General features: G+C 31.7%; 5 protein-coding genes. 3 read left to right on the top strand and 2 right to left on the bottom strand.

What is annotated here, in order from left to right:
• Nucleotides 1-27: 27 nt before the first annotated feature.
• Nucleotides 28-2,880 (bottom strand): carbamoyl-phosphate synthase large subunit, encoded by a 2,853-nt coding sequence (carB, locus tag AB1Z17_RS02955; protein ID WP_368050301.1) that lies wholly within the window; start codon nt 2,878-2,880, stop codon nt 28-30.
• A 141-nt stretch (nt 2,881-3,021) separates the two neighbouring features.
• A complete protein-coding gene (rpmH, locus tag AB1Z17_RS02950; RefSeq protein ID WP_368050299.1) occupies nt 3,022-3,183 on the bottom strand; it encodes a 50S ribosomal protein L34 in 162 nt (53 codons plus the stop codon).
• 193 nt (nt 3,184-3,376) lie between these two features.
• On the opposite strand from rpmH, the gene AB1Z17_RS02945 reads away from it, so the two are divergent.
• The 3 genes from AB1Z17_RS02945 to glgP all read left to right on the top strand — a co-directional run bounded on the left by AB1Z17_RS02945 (nt 3,377) and on the right by glgP (nt 8,739).
• Entirely contained in the window at nt 3,377-4,258 is an 882-nt protein-coding gene (locus tag AB1Z17_RS02945) for an SDR family oxidoreductase (protein WP_368050298.1), read from the top strand.
• A 107-nt stretch (nt 4,259-4,365) separates the two neighbouring features.
• Nucleotides 4,366-6,900 carry a cation-translocating P-type ATPase gene (locus AB1Z17_RS02940; protein ID WP_368050297.1) on the top strand — a complete coding sequence of 845 codons (2,535 nt, stop codon included), beginning with the start codon at nt 4,366-4,368 and terminating at the stop codon, nt 6,898-6,900.
• A gap of 195 nt (nt 6,901-7,095) precedes the next feature.
• The gene (gene glgP / locus AB1Z17_RS02935) at nt 7,096-8,739 is read left to right on the top strand and encodes an alpha-glucan family phosphorylase (protein WP_368050296.1); all 1,644 of its coding nucleotides are present in this window, start codon (nt 7,096-7,098) and stop codon (nt 8,737-8,739) included.
• Nucleotides 8,740-8,895 lie beyond the last annotated feature (156 nt).

The following is an 8,895-nucleotide window of genomic DNA, read 5'->3' as shown; positions in this document are numbered from 1 at the left end:
AGCTCTTTTTATATATTTTATACTTTATTACTTGCTCAAATACATCTTTCTGCGCGAGTACAATTCATAAAATTGATCATCTTTTAAACTATCAATAAACAAAATACTTTCACCTGTAGATTTCATTTCTGGTCCTAATTTTTTATCTACATTAGGGAATTTATTAAATGAGAACACTGGTTGCTTAATTGCAAAACCTTCTAATTTCGGGTTAAAATTGAAATCTTTCACTTTATTAACTCCTAACATAACTTTAGTCGCATAATTCACATAAGGTTCTTGATATGCTTTTGCAATAAAAGGAACTGTACGCGATGCTCTTGGATTTGCTTCAATTATATAAACGGTATCATCTTTTACTGCAAACTGAATATTTATTAACCCTTTAGTTTTAAGAGCTAATGCAATTTTTTTAGTATGATCTTTAATTTGCTGCATTACAAACTCACCTAGGTTAAATGGTGGTAATGTTGCATTTGAATCTCCAGAATGCACTCCACAAGGTTCTATATGTTCCATTATCCCAATAATATACACATCTTCTCCATCGCAAATAGCATCAGCTTCCGCTTCAATTGCTCCATCTAAATAATGGTCTAGCAACAACATATTATTTGGAATTTTACGTAATAAATCTACTACGTGTTTTTCCAATTCTTCTTTATTAATTACAATTTTCATTCCTTGTCCTCCTAAAACATAAGAAGGTCTCACTAATATTGGAAAATCTAAGCTATCTGCTATTGCAGCTGCTTCATCTGCAGTTGTCGCGGTTCCATATTGAGGAAAAGGAATATCTAATTCAACTAATAATTCGGAAAAACGCTTTCTATCTTCTGCTAAATCCAGGGCTTCAAAGCTAGTTCCTATAATTTTAACACCCCATTTATCTAACTTTTCAGCTAATTTTAATGCCGTTTGTCCACCTAACTGGACTATAACTCCTTCTGGTTTTTCGTGTTCAATTATATCGTAAATATGTTCCCAAAATACAGGTTCGAAATATAATTTATCTGCGGTATCAAAATCTGTTGAAACTGTTTCTGGGTTGCAATTAATCATAATTGTTTCGTAACCAGCTTCTTTAGCTGCTAACACCCCGTGCACACAACAATAATCAAATTCAATTCCTTGTCCAATTCTGTTTGGTCCAGAACCTAAAACAACTATTTTCTTTTTATCAGTTACAACACTTTCATTATCAGCTTTAATAACTCCATCTGGAGTAATCATTTTATTTTCGAAAGTAGAATAATAATATGGTGTTTGTGCATTAAATTCAGCAGCACATGTATCTACTAATTTATAAACACGGTTAATATCTAATGCTGTACGTTTCGCTTTTACTTCACTTTCTAAACAACCTAACATATGTGCTATTTGTCTGTCTGCGAAACCTTTTTGCTTTGCTTCTAACAATAATTCATACGAAAGTGTATCTAATTTATTTGTCGAAATTTCGTTTTCAAGTGCTAATAATTCTTCATATTGTCTTAAATACCAATAATCAATTTTTGTAATTTCGTGAATCCTACTTAATGGAATTCCTATTGAAATTGCATCATAAATTACAAATACTCTGTCCCAACTGGCATACGTTAACTTTTGAATTATTGTATCATAATCCTTTTCTCCTTTTCCATCAGCTCCTAAACCATTACGTTTAATTTCTAAAGATTGTGTGGCTTTATGCAACGCTTCCTGAAAACAACGACCAATTCCCATTACCTCTCCAACCGATTTCATTTGTAAACCAAGGGTTCTATCTGAACCTTCGAATTTATCAAAATTCCAACGTGGTATTTTTACAATTACATAATCTAATGTTGGTTCAAATAACGCTGAAGTTGTTTTTGTAATTTGATTATCTAATTCATCTAAATGATAACCAATTGCTAATTTTGCAGCAATTTTAGCAATAGGATAACCCGTTGCTTTTGATGCTAAGGCTGATGAACGTGAAACACGTGGGTTTATTTCAATAGCAATAATATCTTCCTTTTCGTCTGGACTAACTGCAAACTGAACATTACAACCACCAGCAAAATCTCCAATAGAGCGCATCATATGTATTGCCATATCACGCATTCTTTGAAAAGTAGTATCACTTAATGTCATTGCCGGAGCAACCGTAATTGAATCTCCTGTATGAATTCCCATTGGATCCATATTTTCAATAGTACAAATAATAACTACATTATCATTACTATCTCTTAACAATTCTAATTCGTATTCTTTCCAGCCTAATAATGCTTTATCTATTATAACTTCGTGAATTGGTGAAGCTTCTAAACCTCTACTTAACAATTCATCAAAATCTTCTTTTTTATAAACTATCGATGCTCCAAATCCACCTAATGTAAATGATGGTCGAATTACCAATGGAAAACCATATTCTTGTGCAATTTCTTTCCCTTTTAAAAATGATGTTGCTGTTGTAGAAGGCGCTTGTCCAATTCCAATTTCAATCATTAATTTTCTAAACTGCTCTCTATCTTCTGTAATATTAATTGCATCAATATCAACACCAATCAATTCAACATTAAAATCTTCCCAAATTCCTTTATCATCGGCTTCAATGCATAAATTTAATGCTGTTTGTCCTCCCATTGTTGGCAGCACAGCATCAATATTAGGATGCATTTGTAAAATCTCTATGATTGATTTTGTAGTTAAAGGTTTTAAATAAACATTATCCGCCAAAGACGGATCCGTCATAATTGTTGCTGGATTTGAATTAATTAAAGTAACTTCAATTCCTTCTTCTTTTAGTGATCTAATTGCTTGGGAACCAGAATAATCAAATTCACATGCTTGACCGATAATTATTGGGCCGGAACCAATAATTAAAATTGACTTAATGTTTTTGTTTTTTGGCATCTGTAGTATTAATTAATAATTATGGCAAATATCTATAAAATTCAAATTTTTATAAAAAATAGTTTTCAAAACTTATTAAAAGGTCATAAAAAAAGGTGTTACTAAAAAAAGTAACACCTTATATATAAAACTATTGTTTCATTATTTCTTTGGTCTTGGGGCAGAAGAAACACTTACATTTTTTCTTCCTTTAGCTCTTCTTCTTGCTAACACTTTTCTACCAGTTGCAGAAGCCATACGCTCTCTAAACCCGTGTTTATTTCTTCTCTTTCTTTTTGAAGGCTGAAATGTTCTTTTTGGCATTACTTATAATTTTTAAAATAGTGTTTCTTTTTTTCTTAATTTACTTTAAGAAGAAGTCTCCTTGAAAGCGTTGGCAAATATACAAATCCTTTTGTGTTTGACAAATAGATTTTAAAAAAAAATAAAAAATATTAATTTTCAAGCTAAATTTGAAAAAATCCCTACTTTTATAATAAACAAAAATACCATTTTTATGTATCAAAAACCAATGTTAAAAGAAGGAAGTTTAAAAGATCAAGTAATTGTTGTAACTGGCGGTGGCAGCGGTTTAGGAAAAGCTATGACTACTTATTTTTTAGAATTAGAAGCTTCAGTTGTTATAACATCTCGAAATATTGAAAAATTAAATGCTGTTAAAATCGAGTTAGAAGAAAAAACTGGGGGAAAAGTTTTAGCTGTACAATGCGACGTTAGAAATTATACTGAAGTAGAAAATGTTTTAAAACAAACCTTGGCTACTTTTGGTAAGGTAGATGGTTTACTAAACAATGCTGCTGGAAACTTTATTTCGCCAACCGAACGTTTATCGGCAAATGCTTTTGACACAATTATTGATATTGTTTTAAAAGGAAGTAAAAATTGCACGCTTGCTTTTGGAAAACACTGGATTGCTACAAAACAACCAAAGTCTACCATTTTAAATATTGTAACTACGTATGCTTGGACAGGCTCGGGTTACGTTGTACCATCTGCAACTGCAAAAGCAGGCGTATTGGCTATGACACGTTCTTTAGCTGTTGAATGGGCTAAATATGGAATTAGATCAAATGCTATTGCTCCCGGTCCGTTCCCAACAAAAGGCGCTTGGGATAGATTACTTCCGGGAGAATTAAAAGAAAAATTTGATATGAAAAAGAAAGTACCAGTTGGCAGAGTTGGCGAACATCAAGAACTAGCAAATTTGGCGGCTTATTTAATGAGTGATTTTTCTGCCTATGTAAATGGTGAAGTAATTACTATAGACGGTGGAGAATGGTTAAAAGGAGCCGGTGAATTTAATATGCTCGAAGAAATTCCAAAAGAAATGTGGGATATGCTCGAGGCAATGATTAGAAGCAAGAAAAAGAAAGAATAAGAATATTAAAATTTGTTTTGCTTAAGGCTGTTTTAAAATAATTAATGAGATTTATATGTTATAACCAACCGTAACCCTACCCTACTTAATGTAATTAAAACTAGACAATGCCTGCAAATAATTTCGACATATTAGGGTTAACAAACGAGCAGGTAATTCTCGCCAGGGGAAAATTTGGACAAAACACATTAGACTACAAAAAAGAAAACGGTTTCTTAGACACCTTAAAACATATTGTTAAAGAACCAATGACGATTTTATTATTGGTTGCTGCTTCTATTTATTTTATTAGTGGTGAAACAGGTGACGGAATTTTCTTAGTAGCAGCTATTATATTCATCACCTCAATTTCATTATACCAAAATTCGAGAAGTAAGAGTGCTTTGGAAAAATTAAAAGATTTTTCTCAACCCCATTGCAAAGTAATTCGCAATGGTAAAATAGAAGAAATAAAAAGCAGTGAATTAGTAGTAGGCGATAGCCTAATGGTAGAAGAAGGAACATTTATTACAGCAGATGGAAGTATTATTCATTCCAACGATTTCTCGGTAAACGAATCCATACTTACAGGTGAATCATTTGCTGTTTTTAAAGATAAAACAAAGGAAGATAAATTTATTTATAGTGGTACAACTGTGGCAAGTGGTTTAGCAATTGCAACAATTACTGCTGTTGGCAACCAAACCAAATTGGGTAAAATTGGAAGGAGTTTAGAAAGTATAATTGAAGAAAAAACACTATTAGAAATACAAATTGCAAATTTTGTGAAAAAGATGGCAATCGCAGGTGCTGTAGCTTTTGTATTTGTTTGGACAATTAATTATTGGAATTCTCAAAACCTAATGAACAGCTTGTTGCAGTCACTCACTTTAGCCATGAGCATTTTGCCTGAGGAAATCCCGGTTGCTTTTACAACTTTTATGGCTTTAGGAGCTTGGCGTTTAATGAAAATAGGGATTGTAGTTAAACAAATGAAAACCGTTGAGACATTAGGCAGTGCAACCGTTATTTGTACTGATAAAACAGGAACCATTACTGAAAATAAAATGAGTTTAGCAAAACTTTTTTTGCTATCATCAAATAAAATATCTCAACCCAACAACCAATTATCAGATGATGAAAAACAGCTTATAGCATTAGCAATGTGGGCTAGCGAACCTATTCCGTTTGACCCAATGGAAGTGGCACTACACCAAACTTATAAAAATATTGTACAAAATGATGAACGACCAAATTACAAACTCATACACGAATACCCATTAGGTGGCAAACCACCAATGATGACACATGTTTTTGAGAACAATAAAGGCGACCGAATTATAGCAGCTAAAGGAGCTCCCGAAGCTTTGATAAATATTTCAAACCTTACAAAAATCGAAAAACAACAAATAAGTGAAGCCATTCAAATATTAGCAAATGATGGTTATAGAATATTGGGAATAGGTGTGTCAAATTTTACAGAAAACAATTATCCTGCAAAACAACAAAAATTGTCATTTCAATTTAAAGGCATTATTGCTTTTTATGATCCACCCAAAAAGAATATTCAAAAAGTATTAGAAGATTTTTATACTGCGGGCATTGCTGTAAAAATTATAACTGGTGATTATTCAGCAACTACTATTGCAATTGCAAAACAAATTGGATTTAAAGGTTACGAGAAAAACATTACAGGTGATGAATTGATGAAATTAGATGATAATGAATTAAAAAACTGTGTAATGAATACTACAATTTTTACCCGTATGTTTCCAGAAGCTAAATTAAAAATTATCAATGCCTTAAAGTTCAATAATCAAATTGTAGCAATGACAGGAGATGGCGTGAATGATGGACCAGCCCTGAAAGCTGCACATATTGGCATTGCAATGGGTAAAAAAGGAACGGAAATAGCGAAACAAGCAGCATCATTAATTTTATTAGAAGATGATTTGTCAAAAATGGTTGATGCAATAGCTATGGGCAGAAAGATATATGCGAACCTAAAAAAAGCAATTCAATACATTATCTCTATACACATCCCTATTATCCTAACTGTATTTATTCCCTTAGCTTTAGGGTGGATTTACCCCAATGTTTTTTCACCCATCCACATTATTTTTTTAGAATTAATAATGGGACCAACTTGTTCTATTATTTATGAAAATGAACCAATGGAAGAGAATACTATGTTTCAGGAACCTAAAGCATTGACAACTACCTTTTTTAATTGGAAAGAATTATCAATAAGCATCTTACAAGGATTGGTGATAACGGCAGGAACTTTATTTGTTTACCAGTATTCAGTTATTAGTGGTTACAATGAAGCTTTGACAAGGACAATGATTTTCACTGTTTTGATATCCGCAAATATTTTCCTCACTTTAATAAACCGCTCATTTTATTATTCAATTTTAACAACTTTGAAGTATAAGAATAACATGGTTTTATTTATAATTTTTATAACTATTGCTCTTGTAGCCCTTATCCTTTATGTTAACCCACTAACAACTTTTTTTGAATTTGAAACTTTGAATTTACTGCAATTAGTAAGCTGTTTTGTAATTGGCTTCATTTCAGTACTTTGGTTTGAAATATTAAAAATGATTAAAAGGGCAAAAACACATGCAGACAGAAAAAAAGCACCAATTAATAATATCTAAAAATTGCTACTAAAATTAATAAATAAGGACATTTCGCCTCAACATCATATATGTTCTAAATTAACCGAAGACCACTAAAAATCAAATCAAAAATTCTCAAAAACACATTTTCATACATAAATGGGTTAATATATTACATATTATAAATAAGTTAAATACTTAAATTTGCAATCAATTTTCTAAAACGAACAAATTATGGCAAATGAATATAGCACATGGCATCACCCGTACAAGCCAGCTAAAAAATATGACAAGAAAGTAGCATATTTTAGTATGGAATTTGGTATTCACCAAGCATTAAAAATTTATTCTGGAGGACTAGGTTTTTTGGCTGGTTCTCATATGCGTTCTGCACATGAGTTGAAGCAGAATTTGGTTGGAGTTGGAATGCTGTGGAAATATGGTTATTACGACCAAGCAAGAAATGAAGATAGAACACTTAGAACAGATTTTATAGAAAAAACATATAACTTTTTAGAAGATACTGGAATTGAAGTTGAAGTGCCGCTTCACGACAATCCTGCTGTAAAAGTGAGAGCTTATATCTTAAAACCTGAAATTTTTGGTTGCGTACCAATGTACCTATTAAGTACTGATGTAGAAGGAAATGACCATTTATCAAGAACTATCACAGATCATTTATACGATTCAAACGAACTTACAAGAGTTTCTCAAAGTATAATTCTAGGTATAGGTGGAGCTAAGGTTGTGGAAGCTTTAGGTGGTGCAGATATATATCATTTAAATGAAGGACACGCATTACCTGCTTTTTATTATTTAAGAGATCAAGGGATTAAAAAAGAACAATTTGCTTTTACAACACACACACCTGAAAAAGCTGGAAACGAAGAACGTGATGCAAGACATTTAAATAGATGTGGCTTTTTTGGAAGAACACTTTCTGAAGAAGAATTAAGACAAGAAATGGTAAACGATGGTATGATTAATTATACTGTTGCTGCTTTAAGGATGGCAAATAAATCGAATGCTGTATCTAAACTACACGCAGTAGTTTCAAATGATATGTGGAAAGGTTTTGATGGAATCAATAAAATAATTCCTATTACAAATGCACAAAATCAAAATTTCTGGCAAGATGAAGAAATAAAGAAAGCTTGGAAAACAAAAAGTACTAAAAAATTCAAAGATAGAAAAACGGAACTTAAAAATGAGTTATTTGATGTTGTGTTGAATCAAACTCAAAAAAAATTTGATCCTAACGTAATTACAATTGTTTGGGCAAGACGTTTTGCAGGCTACAAAAGAGCGGATATGTTCTTATACGATTTAGAGCGTTTTGAAAGACTGCTTTCAAACGAAAAATATCCAGTTCAAATTATTTGGGCAGGTAAACCATATCCAAAAGATTATTACGCTATTGATATTTTTAATCACTTAGTTAATTTTTCTAAAAAAAGAAAAAACTTAGCCGTTTTAACTGGGTACGAAATGGATTTATCTAAACAGCTTAAATGCGGTTCAGATATTTGGCTTAACACCCCAAGAATTACACGAGAAGCTTCTGGAACAAGTGGTATGACAGCTTCTTTTAATGGTTCTGTAAACCTATCAATTAATGATGGATGGATTCCAGAATTTCAAAAACACGGAGAAAACTGTTTTGTATTACCTGAATTAGATCACAAAAAACCTGTTTGGGAACAAGATCAAGAAGATTGTGCAAACCTATTTGATATTCTAGAAAACGAAGTATTACCAACATATTACGACAAGCCTAAAAAATGGCAAGAAATTGTATTTAATAGTATTACAGATACTATTCCTGAATTTACAAGTAATAGAATGGCAAAACAATATTACGAAGAACTATATAGCTAGTTGATTACTACTAAACCTTATAAAAGCACTTTAAAATTTTAAAGTGCTTTTTTTTGCTTAATTTATAATCTTAGAACTTTGCCCTTTTAAACTTTCCAAACCTTTATACCTTTCTAACTTGACAACCTTTCTAACTTTCAAACTTTTTTAAGCGTT

It is taken from the genome of Lutibacter sp., from assembly GCF_040883305.1.
Taxonomy (GTDB): Bacteria; Bacteroidota; Bacteroidia; order Flavobacteriales; family Flavobacteriaceae; genus Lutibacter.
The sequence above is the reverse complement of the archived record's forward strand: the minus strand, read 5'-3'. Positions and strand labels throughout refer to the sequence as shown.